Source organism: Streptomyces sp. NRRL S-340, assembly GCF_000720185.1.
In the GTDB taxonomy this organism is placed as follows: Bacteria; Actinomycetota; Actinomycetes; order Streptomycetales; family Streptomycetaceae; genus Streptomyces.
In genome coordinates, this window is sequence record NZ_JOIY01000034.1 from 74,787 (window position 1) to 89,130 (window position 14,344).

Annotated in this window: 13 protein-coding genes; 5 read left to right on the plus strand and 8 right to left on the minus strand. The window is 73.4% G+C overall.

All coding sequences use genetic code 11. The annotated features are described in order from the left end of the window. Window positions 1–144: 144 nt before the first annotated feature. Entirely contained in the window at window positions 145–513 is a 369-nt protein-coding gene (locus IG64_RS25695; protein WP_037860412.1) for a hypothetical protein, read from the minus strand. Next, a complete protein-coding gene (locus IG64_RS25700; RefSeq protein WP_037860413.1) occupies window positions 510–1,271 on the minus strand; it encodes an RNA polymerase sigma factor in 762 nt (253 codons plus the stop codon). Before IG64_RS25700 ends, IG64_RS25695 begins: the two co-directional genes overlap by 4 nt. A gap of 607 nt (window positions 1,272–1,878) precedes the next feature. On the opposite strand from IG64_RS25700, the gene IG64_RS25705 reads away from it, so the two are divergent. Then, window positions 1,879–3,099, plus strand: a complete 1,221-nt coding sequence (locus tag IG64_RS25705) for a Cmx/CmrA family chloramphenicol efflux MFS transporter (protein WP_051813337.1) — start codon at window positions 1,879–1,881, stop codon at window positions 3,097–3,099. A gap of 96 nt (window positions 3,100–3,195) precedes the next feature. Here the strand turns inward: IG64_RS25705 and IG64_RS25710 are convergent, their stop codons facing one another. Continuing rightward, window positions 3,196–3,741: a DNA-binding protein gene (locus IG64_RS25710; protein WP_234438610.1), complete on the minus strand. Its 546-nt coding sequence runs from the start codon at window positions 3,739–3,741 to the stop codon at window positions 3,196–3,198. A gap of 227 nt (window positions 3,742–3,968) precedes the next feature. On the opposite strand from IG64_RS25710, the gene IG64_RS25715 reads away from it, so the two are divergent. Beyond that, window positions 3,969–4,979, plus strand: a complete 1,011-nt coding sequence (locus IG64_RS25715) for a metallophosphoesterase family protein (RefSeq protein ID WP_037860416.1) — start codon at window positions 3,969–3,971, stop codon at window positions 4,977–4,979. 330 nt (window positions 4,980–5,309) lie between these two features. Here the strand turns inward: IG64_RS25715 and IG64_RS25720 are convergent, their stop codons facing one another. Both IG64_RS25720 and IG64_RS25725 read right to left on the minus strand, forming a co-directional pair. Then, window positions 5,310–6,119, minus strand: coding sequence for a glycerophosphodiester phosphodiesterase family protein (locus tag IG64_RS25720; protein ID WP_037860418.1), 810 nt, complete (start codon window positions 6,117–6,119; stop codon window positions 5,310–5,312). A 310-nt stretch (window positions 6,120–6,429) separates the two neighbouring features. Then, window positions 6,430–6,903 (minus strand): hypothetical protein, encoded by a 474-nt coding sequence (locus tag IG64_RS25725; RefSeq protein WP_037860421.1) that lies wholly within the window; start codon window positions 6,901–6,903, stop codon window positions 6,430–6,432. Between the two features lie 512 nt (window positions 6,904–7,415). On the opposite strand from IG64_RS25725, the gene dacB reads away from it, so the two are divergent. After that, the gene (gene dacB / locus IG64_RS25730; RefSeq protein ID WP_037860423.1) at window positions 7,416–8,819 is read left to right on the plus strand and encodes a D-alanyl-D-alanine carboxypeptidase/D-alanyl-D-alanine-endopeptidase; all 1,404 of its coding nucleotides are present in this window, start codon (window positions 7,416–7,418) and stop codon (window positions 8,817–8,819) included. A gap of 283 nt (window positions 8,820–9,102) precedes the next feature. Here the strand turns inward: dacB and IG64_RS25735 are convergent, their stop codons facing one another. Together IG64_RS25735 and IG64_RS25740 are read right to left on the minus strand one after the other, a co-directional pair. After that, window positions 9,103–9,396, minus strand: a complete 294-nt coding sequence (locus tag IG64_RS25735) for an SCO0607 family lipoprotein (protein WP_037860424.1) — start codon at window positions 9,394–9,396, stop codon at window positions 9,103–9,105. 217 nt (window positions 9,397–9,613) lie between these two features. Continuing rightward, complete coding sequence (locus tag IG64_RS25740; RefSeq protein ID WP_051813356.1) at window positions 9,614–10,270, minus strand: ScbR family autoregulator-binding transcription factor; 657 nt, start codon at window positions 10,268–10,270, stop codon at window positions 9,614–9,616. 166 nt (window positions 10,271–10,436) lie between these two features. On the opposite strand from IG64_RS25740, the gene IG64_RS25745 reads away from it, so the two are divergent. After that, window positions 10,437–10,862 (plus strand): AfsA-related hotdog domain-containing protein, encoded by a 426-nt coding sequence (locus IG64_RS25745; protein WP_158771636.1) that lies wholly within the window; start codon window positions 10,437–10,439, stop codon window positions 10,860–10,862. Then, window positions 10,859–11,074 carry a hypothetical protein gene (locus IG64_RS37690; protein WP_051813338.1) on the plus strand — a complete coding sequence of 72 codons (216 nt, stop codon included), beginning with the start codon at window positions 10,859–10,861 and terminating at the stop codon, window positions 11,072–11,074. The genes IG64_RS25745 and IG64_RS37690 overlap by 4 nt, the downstream gene beginning before the upstream one ends. Before the next feature lie 95 nt (window positions 11,075–11,169). Here IG64_RS37690 and IG64_RS25750 read toward each other — a convergent pair whose 3' ends face one another. Next, window positions 11,170–14,277 carry an alpha-amylase family glycosyl hydrolase gene (locus IG64_RS25750; RefSeq protein WP_051813339.1) on the minus strand — a complete coding sequence of 1,036 codons (3,108 nt, stop codon included), beginning with the start codon at window positions 14,275–14,277 and terminating at the stop codon, window positions 11,170–11,172. Window positions 14,278–14,344: the final 67 nt, after the last annotated feature.

Sequence of the window (14,344 nt, forward strand, 5' to 3'; positions counted from 1 at the left end):
TGTGACCGTCGGCTTGAGCGTGTGACCGGCGGCTGAGGCGTACGGCCGCCGACTGAGCCGTACGGCTACCGGCTGACCCGTACGGCTGAGGCGTGTGGCCGTCGGCTGTGTGGTGCTGCCGTCGTCGCCGGACGGGCGGCCGGCTCAGCGGGGGCTCTGGGCCGCCGTGCCCAGGGGCCTGGGCACGGCGGAGGCCGCGTCGGGTGCCGGGGCCGTGGCGGTGGCCGGGACCGGGGACGGAGCCGGTGGGCCGGTCACGGACGGGGTCGTGGCGGGCGGGGCGGGAGCGTCCTGGTGGCGTTGGCCCAGCCACAGGACGACGCCCGCCACGATCGCCGCGAGCGCGACCAGGGCCGACGCCCCGCGGCGCACCCGTGACCACGCGGCGGCGCCCCGGGCGCCGGGCGGCGCCGAGGGCCGCAGCCGTCCCGGCCCGACGAGCCGGGCGCGGGCGTCCAGGGCGGCTCGCAGGCGCTCCTCGACAGGGTCGTGCGCGGGCCGGGCGGCGGTCATCGGGGGCCCTCCAGGTTCCTGCTGAGCGCGTCCAGGGCGCGGCTGGCGGTGGACTTGACCGCTCCCCGGGACAGGCCCAGGGTCTCGGCGATCTGCACCTCGGTGAGATGGGACCAGTAGCGCAGCACCAGGACCTCGCGCTGACGCCGGGTGAGCCGGGCCAGCGCGTTCAGCACCTCGCGGTGCTCCTCGCGGAGCAGGACGTACTCCTCGGGCGGCGGGGCCGGGCGCTCCCGTTCGAGCACGGCCCGGCGGACGGTCCTGCGCCGCCGGAGCACCGAGCGGGCGGCGTTGACCACGCTCGTGCGCAGGTACGCCTCCGGGTCGTCCAGCCGCTCCAGACGGTGCCCGTGACGGCGCAGCAGCGCCGTGAACGCGTCCTGCACCACGTCCTCGGCCGTGGGCAGGTCGTCGACCAGCAGGACGGCCAGGCGCACCAGCGCGAGCCTGCGGTGGTGGTACAGCCGGTGGAGGTCGACCCCTTGGCCGGTGTCCCGCCGCCGGGGGCGGTCGGTGGGTCCCGATGGGATGCGGCCGCTGCCAGGGGGCGGGGTGTGGTCGGCGCCGGGGGGCAGGGCCGTGAGGGCGCCGGCTGCTCCGGCGGTGGGTACGACGGCGGGCGTGGCGGCGTGAACGGCGGGGGACGTGGCGGTGGGGCCGGTGGGGGGCGCTGGGCGCTCGGGTGCGTGCCGGAACAACCGCCCCCAGGCGCGCGGGAGTGCGCCCGCGTACGGGAACAGCGCCCTCGCGGCGCGCACGGCTCCCGCGCGTCCTGCGGTTCCGGTTCCCGCGCCTCCCGCGGCACCGGCCGTCCTCGCGGGTGCGGGCGCGTACACGGGCCCGCACGGTGCGGCATGAGATGCGGACATGACGATCCTTCACTCGGGGAACAGGGGGGCGGGCCGGGAAAGTCCGGGCCTCCATGGGCTTCAGACGTGCGGCGGGTGCCGAGGTTGCGGGTGGGACGACGCGGAGCACCGTCTTCGCCGGTGATGTGGATCACAAGGGGGCGGGGTCGGCGGAGCACGCGCGGGAGCGCGAAACCGGCGTGCGGCGGCGGGCATCCGTCCGCTACCGTGCGGTCCATGTCGAGCCCCGAGTCAGCCGAGGTGGGGGCTTTCGGTCACGCCGTCAGCCCCCTGCACCCCTGAACCACCGGAACGCCGGAGCACCGGCCCTCCGGGGCCGGCCCTCGTGCCGGACCACCGGGACGGCAGGAGCACTGCACTGCCGGATCGCCGGATCGCCGGATCGCCGGATCGCCGGATCGCCGGATCGCCGGTGAAGTGTGCCCTGCGGGGGCTGACCGCGGTGACGAGACGACGTTCTCTCGTTCCTCTCCTCACCTCACCTCGGGGTCACTCGATGCCTCTCGCTCTGTACCTGCTCGCCCTGGCGGTCTTCGCCATGGGCACCTCCGAATTCATGCTCGCCGGGCTGCTGCCCGCCATCGCCTCCGACCTCCACGTCACGGTGGGCGCGGCGGGCGCGCTCACCTCGGCCTTCGCGATCGGCATGGCCGTCGGCGCCCCGCTCATGGCCGCCCTCGCCCGGAACCGCTCGGGGCGGACCGTCCTGCTCGCGTTCGTCCTGCTGTTCTCGGCGGCTCACGCCGTGGGCGCCACCACGACGAGTTTTCCCGTCCTGTGCGCCACCCGGCTCGTCGCGGCGCTGGCGAACGCCGGGTTCCTCGCCGTGGCCGTGACGACGGCGGGCACGCTGGCCGGGCCCGACCGGAAGGGACGGGCGCTGGCCGTGCTGCTGTCCGGCACGACGGTGGCCACGGTCGCCGGGGTCCCCGGGGGCTCGGTGCTGGGCACGCTGTTGGGCTGGCGCGCCACCTTCTGGGCGGTCGCCGTCCTGTGCCTGCCCGCGGCCGCCGGCCTCCTCAAGACCCTGCCGGCGGGGTCCGCGCGGGCGGACACGGAGGAAGGCAGGCCGCGACTGCGCTGGGAACTGGCGCAGTTGCGCAGGCCACGCCTGGTGCTGGTGCTGCTGCTCGGTGCGCTGGTGAATGCCGCGACCTTCGCGAGTTTCACGTTCCTGGCCCCCGTCGTGACCGGGGCGGCCGGGCTGGGGGAACTGTGGGTGCCGCTCGTGCTGGTGCTCTTCGGCGCGGGTTCCTTCGTGGGGGTCACCGTCGCCGGACGACTGGCCGACCGGCGGCCCGGCCGGGTCGTCGCGGTCGGCGGTCCCGCGCTGGCCGTCGGCTGGCCGGTCCTCGCCGTGTCGGCGGCCGAGCCGGCCGCTCTGCTCGTCCTCGTGTTCCTGCTGGGCGCGTTGTCGTTCGCGCTGGGCGGGACACTGATCACGCGGGCCCTCTACGAGGGGTCGCGGGCGCCCACGATGTCCGGCGCCTACGCGACGGCGGCCCTCAACGTCGGCGCCACCGCCGGACCGCTCATCGCCGCGACCGCCCTCGGGACCCCGGCGGGGGACCTCGGACCGCTCTGGGCGAGCGGACTGCTCGTCGTGGCGGCCCTCCTGGTCGCGTACCCCTTCCGCACGGTGATCGCCACGGCGACCGAGGCGACCGAGCCGACCGAGCCGACCGAGGCGACCGAGGCGACCGGGGAGGGCCGGTGACCCGGGCCAGGACTCGGGCCGCTGCGACGACCCGGGGTGCCCGGCGTGCCCCGGGTCTCCGGCGTGCCCCGCGCCCGTCCCGACGCCGCTGCCTGGTTACGCGCCCGTCTCGGCGCCCCTGCCTGGGCCGGGTTCCGCGTCCGTCCAGGCGCCCGTGCCTGGGTCGGCTTCCGCGTCCGTCCCGACGCCGCTGCCTGGGCCGGCTTCCGCGCCCGTCCCGGTCCGGCTGACCAGTCGCTCGTAGCGCTGCCTGGCCGCCTGCGGGGTGGCCAGGCCGAGGCCGAAGGCGATCTCGGGCCAGGTCATACCGCGTCCCCGCGCCATCCCGAGCAGCCCCGCCTCGAGTTCGTCCATCTCGGCGCGGGCGAGCGGGACGAGACTCAGCGCGGCGGTGATGTCCGCGCGGTCGACCTCGGGCTCACCGTCCTCGCGCAGAGCCGCGCCGCTGAGCAGGAACGACACGATCCTGATCGCCTCGTGCGGGCCGGGCATCGCGGGGTGGACCTGACGGCGGCGCTGCTCGTCCGTGGCGGCGTGACGCTCCGCGATGCGGAACAGGGAGGCGTACACGCGCTGCGCCCGCGCCTCCTCGGCGCTCGGCGGGGTGAAGGCGTCGGCAGGCTGCTGGGGCGTCGTCGGCATGCGGTCATCCTGCGGGGCAAATAATTTGTTGTCAACGCTCCGCAGTAAACGGCCAGTTGTTACGAGATGTGACGTCCGCTCATCGGCGGAGCCCGGGCACCGGGCACCCCGCCGTGGACCGGCACGAGCGGGCGGAGGGCCGTACGGGACCGCTGTCGCCCGGCGTTCATCCCGTGGACTCATTGGTCGCATATGAGTAACGGGTCTGGCCCAGAAAGGATCCCTTCATGGAACGCAGGTCCCTCATCGCCGCGACGGCCGGTGCCGTCGCGCTCGGTGCACTCGCCGAGGTCCCCGCCGAAGCGGCCCCGCTGCGCGGCGGCGCACCGCTGACCGCCTTCAACGTCATCAGCGACATCCAGGGCGACCTCGGCGACCTCGCCGTCGCGCTGAAGGACATGCGCGCCACCAACCCGCACAGTTCGGGACTGGCCGTGGCCGGTGACATCACCCCGCGCGGCTACGACGCGGAGTACGCCGAGGTGCGCAAGGTGTTCGCGGGCAGTCCGCACCCGCGCGAGATCGCCTGGGCCATCGGCAACCACGAGTTCTACGTGCCGAAGTGGGCCGACCCCGGCACGCTGGCCCAGGCCACCTGGCCCAACGGCACCACCGAGGACTCGCTGTTCCGCAGTTTCTACCGCTTCGCCGAGCGGGGCAGGGTCTACGCGGAGACGACGTTCGGCGGCATACCGGTGCTCACGATCGGCACCGAGCGCTACATGCACTACCACGACCCGAAGCTGTGGGACGAGGTGTGGCTGAGCGAGACGCAGTTCCGGTGGCTGGAGGAGCGCCTGGCGTACTGGGCACGCCGGCGCAGGCCCGTCATGGTGATCACGCACCACCCGCTGCCGGACACCGTCTCCGGAACCCGCAACAAGCTCTACATGAGCGACTACCTCCAGGCCGACCGGCTGCTCGGACTCCTCGGCCGCCACCGTGACGTGTTCCTCTTCAGCGGGCACACGCACTGGGACCTCGGCCTGTCCGACTGGTACGTGCGCCGTGTGGTGCCGGGGACGGCCAACCTCGACGGTTTCGCGGTCATCAACACCGGTGCCGTGCAGACCGGTTTCACCGACAACGGGCAGGGCGGCGAGAACGCCGTGGACGGCGCGTTCAACCAGGGCCTCCAGGTCGAGGTGTACCGTGACCGGGTGGTGGTCAAGGCGCGCGACTTCGCCTCCGGTACCTGGCTGAAGCAGGTCACCGTGCCGCTCGCGACCCGCATCTGACCGCGCCGCCCGCGCGTCACCGCGCGGCCTGCTCCGGACCGTGCGGGCGCGCGTCACCGCACGGCCCGTGTCCCACCCCGCCGGCCCCGCATCACCGCACGGCCCGCATCCGGCCGTGCCGGTCCTCGCACGACCGCGCCGGCCCGCGTACGCGGGCCGGCTCAGCCCTCGATCCGCTCTCCCGCACTCAACTCCCGGGCAGGGTCCCTTCGGTCCCTCCACCGGCTCCGGACGGGCGGTGCGCGGAAGGCGTGGCGGAGGCCGGTGACGCGCACGTCGTGCGCGCCGGCGAGTGCGCCGGCGCGGAACGGTGCGCGGGCCACAGGAGCGTCAGACGCACTTGCCCTGCAGCCACGTCGTGAGGTCCTTCGTCCACGAGGTGGCGACGGGCACCGAGGTCGTGGTCGAGCCCAGCCGGGTCCAGGCCGCCTGCCAGGAGGCGTAGTTGCCGGAGGCCGCGGGCGGCGGTTCCTCCCAGCCGATCCCGTCGATCCAGCTGGGGTGGCCCGTGAGCGTGGCCGACAGACCGGCTGCCTTGATGCGCTTGTCCAGTTCGGGCTGCAGCGCGGTGTCGTGCGTGTAGATCATGATCTTCTGCGAGGCTATACGCTCCGATATGGGCGCTATCACCTCCGCCCACGCCCGCTCACGGATGGCCGAGTCGCTGTTGAGCAGCGACTGCTCGGCCTCGCCCTTGAGTTCCACCAGAGGCGTCAGGTTCTTGGACTTGGCGCTGTCGAGCCATTCTCGGAAGGTGTAGACGGTCTCGCCGGTGTAGGGGCCGCGGGTGATGGTCCGGCCCTTGAGCTGGTCGGCCCCGGTCGCCCACCACAGTTCGGTGATGGGCTTGCGGGTGCCGGTGAGCCCGTTGGTCGTGGTGTTGTGCCACATGACCCCCTTGGTGCCGTCCCGGGTGAGCTGGAGGTCGGCCTCGACGCCGCCCGCTCCCCAGCTCTTCTGCTGGGCGAGCCCCTTGGGGTTGTTGGGCTGCCGCACCTGGTCACGGTCCCAGGGGTCGGCGCCGGTGGGGTAACCGCCGTGCCCGAAGACCGTCGGGCAGAGGGGCAGCGCGGTCGTGGCGGCCCCCGCGGGCGAGGCCTGCGCGGTGCAGAGCAGCAGCACCGCCGAGGCGGCGGCCACCCCCCACGTCCTTGGTCCCGGCATGGTCCACGGTCCCGGCATGTTCCACCTCGTGTCTTCCCGGCGCGCGTGAGCACGCCTGTGGCGGTGCCCCCGGCCGCGGTCGCGGCCGGAGCCGCGCCTCCCGGGGCGAACCGCGCGGCAGTTCGAGCCGACAGGCGCCGCCGCAGCTTACGAGGGATCGGCCAAGTCGCTCTACTGTTCGGCCCTTTGAGGTGGTATGCCGCGAATCACCAGGTCAGCGACGGTCGGTACCCGTACGCCCGCCTCACGGCCGCGTCGGCCGCGGTCCGGTCGCCACCGGTCTCCGTCATCGCAAGCCGACCACTTCCAGGCTGTTCGGGCCGTCGTCCGCGCCCTTCAGCGTGATGTCGAACAGCAGCCGTCCCCCGCCGGGGCGCAGGGTCACCTCGTGGCCCGGCCGGACCGCCTGCTGCGGACCCTGCTCGCGCGCGCCCTGCCCACGGCCCGCGATGCACGTGACGTACACCAGGGAACGGCCGGAGTTGCGCACCGTCACCCTCGACGTCCGCGCGCACCGCTCGCCGTCCCGGCTCCCGGCGGGGCAGACGTAGCGCACGTCGCCGAACCCGTACGTACCGCAGGACAGTTCCATGCCGCGCGGGAGGGAGGAACGGCACACGCGGCCGACGGCCACCCGGTCGGCCCGGGCCGGCGGCTCACCGTGCCGGCCGTGGAGCCAGCATCCCGCGACGGCCAGCCCGGCCACGGCGGACCAGGTGCACGCGGCGGGCCACACGAATCCCCGGCGCGCGGACCTCATCAGCGCAAGCCTCCACTTTCCGTGTCCTTCAGGGGGGTGTGCGCGGGCGTACGTGCCGGGCGGAGGGCGCGGACACGCACGGTCCCCGTACAAGAAACCTGAGTCAGTCTACGCACACCCGCCGAGCCTGCCCGGACCGATCGAACGCATACCTGCCGACCCCGCACGAAACACTTTCCCAGCTGCCCCGAAATACCTCGCAGACAGCCCCGAAACACCTTCTGTACCACCCCGGAACACCTGCCGGTCTGCCCCTTCGGGATCCGTCGGCCTGCCTTCCCGAACCTGCCGAACTGCCCCGCGACGCGCGTGCTCCGGCCCCTCCGGGTGGGGTCCCCCCGGCATTTTCCCGGCCCCTGCCATGGTTCCTTCACACCTGGTTCAACATGCCGCCAGACCTTTCACCGCTCCCCCACGTGCGGCTGTTTTCCTCGAACATGTCATATCTGACGGGTGGTAGGGTGCGCGCCGATCGTCCTACCTGACGTCCCGTACTCGAAATCTGGATATGCATGAGTGATACGGCAGCGGAAACACATATGACCACGTACACCCCGGGCGGCCGTCGTCGGCACCGGAAGACGAAGCAGGGCGGAACGGGTGTCCGGCGGGCCGTGGTGCTCGCGATGGCGGTGCCCGTCGCCTCGGCCGCGCTCGCCGGCACCTCGGCCTTCGCGGCGGGCAACGACACCGCGACCGCGGCCGGGCACAGCGCGCCGGACCACGCCGAAGGCACCCCCGCCACCGGCACCACCGCCACCGTCACCGATGACCAGCAGATGGCCGCGAACCTCGACGCCCGGGTGCTCGACCAGCGCCTGGGCTCCGACGTCAGCGGCGTGGTCCTCGACGCCGACTCCGACTCCACCCTGTGGGACCACCACGCCTCCACCGCGCTGATGCCCGCCTCCAACGCCAAACTGGCCACGGCGACCGCGGCGCTGACCGTGCTGGGCCCGCAGCACCGGTTCACCACGAAGGTCGTCTACGGCGACGGCACCCTGAAGCTGGTCGGAGGCGGTGACCGCACCCTCACCGGCGACGACCTCGGCGAGCTGGCGCGGACGGCGGTCGCCGGGCTGAAGAAGGCGGGCCTGTCCTCGGTGAAGGTCGCCGTGGACGACAGCCTGTTCCCCGAACCGACCCTGGCCGCCGGCTGGAACGACGGCTACTACCCGGACACCGTCGCCCCGGTCCGCGCCCTCGTCGTCGACGGCCACGGCGTCCAGGACACCTCCGTCGACGCCGGGCAGGCCTTCGCGAAACTGGTCGCCGCGCAGGGCGTCACCGTGGACGGCGACGTCACCCGCGCCACGGCCCGCCGCACCGACGTTCCGGTGGGCCACCACACCTCGGCCCCGCTGGCGGACGTCGTCAAGAAGATGCTCAAGACCAGCGACAACAACATCGCCGAGACCCTGCTGCGCATGACCGCGCTGAGAGCGGGACGGCCCGCCACCTTCGAGGGCGGCACCGAGGTCGTACGCCATGTGCTGAGCAGGCACTACGGCGTGTCCCTGGAGAACTTCGAGATCCACGACGGCAGCGGCCTGTCACGGGCCGACCGGATCCCCGCCGCCACCCTCGCGCAGCTCCTCGAACTGCTCACCGAAGACCGCTACGCGCACACGCTGGGCTCGATCCTGGAGGGCCTGCCCGTCGCCGGTGAGGCCGGCAGCACCCTCGGCCCGGAATGGGGCCGCTTCGACGACCCGCATTCGCAGTGCGCCGTCGGCAAGGTGCAGGCGAAGACGGGCACCCTGACCGGAGCGATCGCCCTGAGCGGTCTGACCCGGACCGAGAGCGGCGAGTGGAGGGTCTTCTCCTTCGTGGAGAACGGCGCGACGGCCGCCCCGAGCGACACCAAGGACGCGATGGACGGCCTGGCCGCGACCGTGAACGGCTGCTGGGCCTGATCCCGCGGGCGCGCGGCGTACGCCCGCCGGCCGGTCCGGAGAACCCTCCGGCCGGTGCGGCGTACGCCCGCCGCCGAAGGCACACTCGCGCCGCCGAGGACCTCCGCCCACTGCCGGCGGCACCGACACGTCCGCGGACGCCGCCCGCACGCGTCCGTGAGGCGCACCCGCACGCATCCGTGAAGGGCCGCCCGCACCTCTCCACGAGGAACGCCGGCACGCGCGTGGGGGCCGCCCGCAGGCGTCCGTGAGCGCGCCCGCCGGCACACGTCCGACGGCGCCGCTACTCGCCGTCCTTGGCCTTCCTGACGTTGCCGTTCTTGTCGATCACGTGGCTGTTCCAGTACTCGTCCCACTTGTCCCCGACCGTCTTGGGCTCCTTGCCCGCGGGGTAACGGACGTAGCCCGCCGGCGGCTCCTTGCCCTTCGGGGTGCACGCGCTGCCTGTGCCGCCCACCGCCTGGACCGGGTATTCACCGCCGCCGCACACCGCCTCGTCCATCGAGCACGCCGTGAGCGTGGCGAAGGCCATGGCGCCGACCGCGGCGAGTGCCGCTCCCCGTCGGAGGTTCCGCATGTCTGGTGTCTCCTTTAGGACCGAAGAGAACCGAAGGACTCCGGTACAGCCTCGCCGAAGGCCCGGCCCGGCACATGGGCGCGGGTACTCAGCGGAGCTTGAGTACCCGCGGAGACAACCCGGACGACCCCCACGGCGTCCGGCATACGACGTCCGGGGTCCGACGTCCGGGGTGACATGCGTGAGTCGTCACGCGGATGGTGTCACGCGCACGGTGTCACGCGGACGGTGTGGCGCGGATCGCATAGAAGGTGAGGTCACGGACCTCCTCCCAGCGTTCCACCACGTCCGCCCAGCGCCGCTGGACGTCCGAGATGTGCTGGGTGCCGAAGAACGCGGCGGTCAGCGTGCGGGCCGCCGCCTCGGGGTCGACGCCCTCGCGCAGTTCACCGGCGTCGCGGGCGGCCACCAGCAGGCCGGTGATCATCACGGTCCAGCCGACGTAGGGCACGGGGAGTTCGGCGTCGATGAGGGGGCGCTCGATCTGGAGCCGCGCGCCGCCCTGGACGAGCGGGTCGTCGCGGAAGAGGACCGCGGCCCGGTTGAAGATCTCCTCGGCGGCCCGCAGCGGGGAGGGCGTCTGCTCCTGGACCTCGGCGAGCAGGGCCGGCCAGCGTTCGTACAGTTCTTCGACGACCGCGAGGGCGAGCGCTTCCTTCGTGGGGTAGTGGAAGTAGACGGCCCCCTTCGTCATGCCCATCCGGTCGGCGACGTCCTTGACCGAGGTCTGTTTGAAGCCCTTCTCGGAGAAGAGTTCCGCCGCGGCACTCAGCACCAGGGCCTTGGTCCGGATCGCCCGGTCCTGCCGCGGGTCCGGGCCCTGCGCGACGGTGAACTTCGGCACCGGGAAGGAGGGGGGAGGGGATGTGGTCACGTGGTCCATCTTTCATCTGTGACGGGGTGCTGTCACCCGTGCCGTGGGGGGTGGCCCGGGGGCCTCTTCTGAAGGCCATTGCTTTTCGGGCCTGCTGCTCAGCATGATCGTCCGGGCACCGGGCGTGACCGCCGCCCGGCACGACCTCACGGCCTTTCTCAGGGGGATGGAGTCCGTACGTGAACGTCGCCACAACACGGTTCTTCCGGACACGGCAACCGATGCCGGTTCCCGCGCCGACCGGGATGCACCGGGCCTGCAAGGGATCCCCGACCACACCCGCCTCGTCCCGCGCCCCCTGGTGCACAAGACCTCGTCCGCCGAGGTCCTGCTGACCGACGCGGTGCGGCTGGACGACGACCGGTTCGCGGTCGGCGCCCGCTGGCCGGCCGACCACCGGCTCTACCGGCGCTCCGAGGACGGCGAGAGCGACCCGTTCTTCCTGATCGAGACGGTGCGCCAGGCCCTCATCCACGTCTCGCACCGCTTCTACGACGTCCCGGTGGACCACCCGTCCGTCCTGCGTGAAACCTCTGTGTCGAGCCCTCCTTCGCGGGGCTCCCGGACACCGGTTCGGACCCGCTGTCGGTGACGCTCGACGTCAGTTTCCTGCGGGCCCCCGGCCACGCGCGCCGCTTCGGCGTCGAGTTGGAGGCCGTCCTGTACGCCGGCGGACGGGCCCACGGCCGCGCACGGCTGAGCTGGGAGGTGCGCACCGGACTCGGCCCGGGACCCCGCCCCCTTCCCCGGCGGGCGGCCCCGGCGGGCGGCCCGGGCGGGGAAGGGAGCGGTGAGTCCCCCTGACGGTGCCGCCACCGTGGTGTGAGCGGTCCCGTCACCGGAAGGTGAGCGGTCGGGGGCGCCGGGGGCCGCGCGGACGGGGCGCCAGGGGTGAGCGGTCAGGGGCGCCGGACCGTGGTGGCGGCGAGCAGGGCGCCGTCGTCGGCGCGCTGGGTGGCGATGACCTGGGCGGCGGCCCGTGCGTCGGCGATCCGGCCGCGGTCGCGCGGGTCGACGGTGAAGGCCTGCTGGTCGGCGTACCGCGGGTGGGCGGCCCGTTGTGCCGCGGTCAGGGTGGTGGGGATCAGGCGCAGCCAGTACCCCTCGTCGGACAGCGCGCCGTCCTGGACGGTGATGCCGCCGTGCGGGGCGTAGACGAGCTGCTGGCCGGCGACGCCCGTTCCGGTGCCCTGCCACACGACGGTCGTGTCGTCGAGCCAGGTCGCGGCGGAGGCGGTGAGGTCCAGGCCGAACGCGCCGGCGAGCGACGGGGCCAGGTAGTCCGGGTCGCCTGCCACCCGCCACACCTCGTGCCCGTACAGGGAGAAGTCGAGGGCCTCGTCGACGGGGACGTCCTTCTCCTCCTTCTTGTGCAGGATGTAGCTGAGGGAGTCCGCGTGGGCGGTCAGCGGGACCTCGAAGACGAGGCCGAAGGAGTCCTGGCCGACCGGCCGGACGGGGTCGTTCCACTCCGGCGGGTGGGCGGCGCCCGTCCAGGCGTGCAGGCCCCAGCCGGTGTAGTCGCCGTCCGCGCGGTGGTAGTGGATGACCGCCTTGGCCGGGTCCTGCGGCGGGTAGGCGCCGGTGGGCCGGGCCGCCTCCACGCTGTCGCTGCCCTGGGCGGTCCACACCTCGGCCGCGGCGGCGAAGTCCAGGGTGCGGGCGGGTCCGTCGGCGGTGCCGTTCTTCTCGACGGTGAAGCGGACGGCGGTGGTGCCGGCGGCCGGTTCGAACCAGGCGAAGGCACCATAGGCGTCGCGGCCGGTGAACGGTGCGGTGCGGCCGTCGGCGGTGCGCAGGGTGAGGCCGGTGTAGTCGCCGTCGGCGCGGTGGTAGTGGACGACGGCGCGGTGGCGGGCCGCCGTGGGTCTCGCGGCCGCCGGGGTGGCGCCCGCGGTGGTGGACGCCAGGGCGCCGGCGGTGCGTCCGGCGCGGTCGACGACGACCGCCTTGTACCGCAGGGGGGTTCCGGCGGCCACGTCGGCGGAAAGGTGCTGGGTGATCGTGTAGGGGGCGTGGTCGGCGGTGCCGAGCGTCCGCCATGCGCCGCTGCCGGTCTGCGCGGCGAAGACGACGCGGTCGAGTTCCCCGCCGCCGGTGTCCGCGCTGATCTCCACGGTGCCGTGCGCTCCGGCGGCCGGGGCGTGCAGCGTGAGGGCGGGGCGGGCCGCGGGTGCGGGCAGCCGCTTCGCCGCCCGGAACACGACCGAGGACCAGGCCGGTACGGTCACGGTGACCTTGCCGTCGGCGCCGCCGCGCACGGTGCCGGTGGTGCCGTACAGCGCCCGGAACTCCGTGTTCGCCGTGCCGGTCGGGACGGTGACGGTCTTCGCCCGGTCCGCGTTGTTGAACGCGACGAGGTAGGGGCGCTGCTCCTGCAGGCCGGTGCGGGTGACGGCGTACACGGAGCCCTGGGCGTACCGCTCGGTCTGCACGCCGTCGCGCAGCGCGGGGTGGCGCCGGGTCAGCCGGGAGAGGGCGGCGACGGCCCGGTAGAGGGGGTGGGCGGTGTCGTAGGAGTCCGAGGCGGCGGTGCGGTCGGTGCCGATCTCGTCGTCGTCGAGGTAGTCGGGGACGCGGGAGGCGAACATCGTCTGGCGGGCGTCGACGTCTCCGCCCGCGCCGGTGAAGCCCTGTTCGTCACCGGAGTAGATCACCGGGTTGCCGCGGGAGAGGAACATCAGCTCGTGGGCGAGGCGGTCGCGGCGCAGCAGTTCCGCGTCGCCGGCGCCCGGGTTGTCCTGGGCGAGGAAGGTGCCGATGCGGCCCATGTCGTGGCTGCCGAGGAAGGTGACCTCGCTGTAGGCGTCGGTCTTGTCGGTGCCGTAGCGGTAGTCCTGCGCGAAGACGTGGGCGAGGTCGTCGGCGGGGCCGCCGCGGGAGGCGAAGTTGCGGGCGGCGGCCTGGAAGGGGAAGTCGAGGGTGGAGTCGAGCCGGCCCTGCGTGACGTAGGGGGCGGTGATGGCGGGGTCGGCGGAGAAGGCCTCGCCGAAGAGGAAGAAGTGCGGGCGTCCGTGCTGTGCGGCGTAGCGGTCGAGCGCGGTGGCCCACTGCGTCCAGAAGTCCATGCCGACGTTCTTGGCGGTGTCGACGCGGAAGCCGTCCACGCGGTAGTCCCTGACCCACTTCTCGTAGATCTTCTCCATGCCGCGGACGACCTCGGGGCGTTCGGTCCACAGGTCGTCCATGCCCTGGAAGTCGCCGTAGAGGGCGCTCTCCCCGGCGAAGGTGGAGTTGCCGCGGTTGTGGTACATCGCGGGATCGTTGAGCCAGTCGGGGACCTTGCGGTCGCGCGGGTCGGTGGAGGTGCGGGGGGTGTAGGGGGCGCCGCCCGCGTCCGTCGGCCGCATCCCCTGGGCGTCGTCGAAGGGGCGGCCGGTGGTGTCGAGGTAGGGGTAGGCGCCCTTGCTGCGGTAGCCGTATTGCTGTTCGGCGTAGTCGATGGTGTCGGCGGTGTGGTTGGTGATGACGTCGAAGAAGACCTTCATGCCCTTGCGGTGGGCCTTGCCGATGAGTTCGGTGAGGTCGGCCTCGGTGCCGAAGTGCGGGTCGACGCGGGTGAAGTCGGTGATGGCGTAGCCGTGGTAGTTCGCGGTGGCCCTGCCGTCGCGTACGGTGACGGGCTTGTTGCGGAACACCGGGGCCAGCCAGATGGCGGTGGTGCCCAGGCCCTTGATGTAGTCGAGGCGGTCGATGACGCCGCGCAGGTCGCCGCCCTGGAAGAAGTCCTTGTCGGTGGGGTCGTACCCGGTGGTGAGGCGGTCGCCGGTCAGACCGCCTCGGTCGTTGGCCGGGGAGCCGTCGGCGAACCGGTCGGGCAGCAGGAGGTAGAACTGCTCCCTGCTGTCGGCCGGGCGGGCGGACTGCGCGGCGAGCCGGGCGTCCGAGGGCGGGGCCGGGGACGCGGGCGGGAGTGCGGCCGAGGCCGGGGGCGCCAGGGGCGACAGCAGTGCGGCGGACAGGGCGAGGGCCAGGGCGGTTGTGTTACGGCGGACGGTGCCGGCCACGTGAGGTCTCTCCTCGTCTTCTCGGTACGGGCACACGGGCCGGTGGCCCCTCGCTGAGGGGGCACCG

Coding starts and splice junctions, on each gene's coding strand:
- IG64_RS25695 (WP_037860412.1), bottom strand. CDS start 513: ATGACCGCCGCCCGGCCCGCGCACGACCCTGTCGAGGAGCGCCTGCGA.
- IG64_RS25705 (WP_051813337.1), top strand. CDS start 1,879: ATGCCTCTCGCTCTGTACCTGCTCGCCCTGGCGGTCTTCGCCATGGGC.
- IG64_RS25710 (WP_234438610.1), bottom strand. CDS start 3,741: ATGCCGACGACGCCCCAGCAGCCTGCCGACGCCTTCACCCCGCCGAGC.
- IG64_RS25715 (WP_037860416.1), top strand. CDS start 3,969: ATGGAACGCAGGTCCCTCATCGCCGCGACGGCCGGTGCCGTCGCGCTC.
- IG64_RS25725 (WP_037860421.1), bottom strand. CDS start 6,903: ATGAGGTCCGCGCGCCGGGGATTCGTGTGGCCCGCCGCGTGCACCTGG.
- dacB (WP_037860423.1), top strand. CDS start 7,416: ATGAGTGATACGGCAGCGGAAACACATATGACCACGTACACCCCGGGC.
- IG64_RS25735 (WP_037860424.1), bottom strand. CDS start 9,396: ATGCGGAACCTCCGACGGGGAGCGGCACTCGCCGCGGTCGGCGCCATG.
- IG64_RS25745 (WP_158771636.1), top strand. CDS start 10,437: ATGGAGTCCGTACGTGAACGTCGCCACAACACGGTTCTTCCGGACACG.